At 72.3% G+C, this 763-nt stretch carries 1 protein-coding gene and 1 pseudogene; both read right to left on the bottom strand.

Annotation, left to right across the window (positions count from 1 at the left end):
• Nucleotides 1-97 precede the first annotated feature (97 nt).
• Entirely contained in the window at nt 98-601 is a 504-nt protein-coding gene (locus tag ACFFNX_RS51725; RefSeq protein ID WP_378213860.1) for a GNAT family N-acetyltransferase, read from the bottom strand.
• Nucleotides 544-763, bottom strand: a pseudogene (locus ACFFNX_RS51720) (CDP-alcohol phosphatidyltransferase family protein); the annotation flags it as partial. The gene ACFFNX_RS51725 and the pseudogene ACFFNX_RS51720, both read right to left, overlap by 58 nt.

Genomic DNA, 763 nt, shown 5'->3' with positions numbered 1-763 from the left:
GGCCAGCTCAAACGCTTCCGCGGACTCGCCACCCGCTATGAAAAACCCGCCGCTCATTACCGGAGTTCGGTGACCACCGCCAGCCTCATCTTGTGACTCAACCAAGATCCACAAAACAAACCCTAGGAAAGGTCCTTGAGGTAGCGGACGCTGCCACGTAGCCGAGGCTGCGGTGGAAGGGGTCGGACTTGGCACGGTGCCGCGCGCTGGTGACCTCCATCCGCACGCGGCCGAGGTCGGCGGCGACGCGCTCGGCCGCCTCGATGAGACGGCGGACGATCCCCCGCTCCCGGCACTCGGCGGAGGTCACCAGGGCGACGACGCGTCCGCAGCGTCCCTCGCGCTCCAGGTAGGGCACCGCCGCGACCGGGCGGGCGTCGTTCTCGGCGACGAGGACGGCGCCGGACCTCTCCCGCTCCCACATCGCCAGGCGCCGCCGTACGGCGTCGTTGCCGGGGTGGCCCAGGTCGGCCGGCAGCGACCGCGACCACTGCGGCGTCGCCTGCGGATCACGGGTTCCATCGCGCTCCTTGAGTGCGCCGGTCAGCGCAGGCGTGAGGAGGACAGGATCGAGCCGACGTGGGCGACGACCATCGCCCACGTGACGCCCGCGATGGCGGCGACGGCCACCCGGGTCGGCGCCGGGCCGCCGACCGCCGCGTCGGCGACCGCGGTGCACAGGAGGACGAGGGACGCCTCGATGCCGTTGGTGATCCGGTGGAGCTTCAGCGCCGAGGCCAGCCGCCGGGCCGAGGCGAGGCCC

The organism is Actinoallomurus acaciae, from assembly GCF_042429965.1.
Classification (GTDB): Bacteria; Actinomycetota; Actinomycetes; order Streptosporangiales; family Streptosporangiaceae; genus Actinoallomurus; species Actinoallomurus acaciae.
This window is presented reverse-complemented; position numbering and strand designations above follow the sequence as displayed.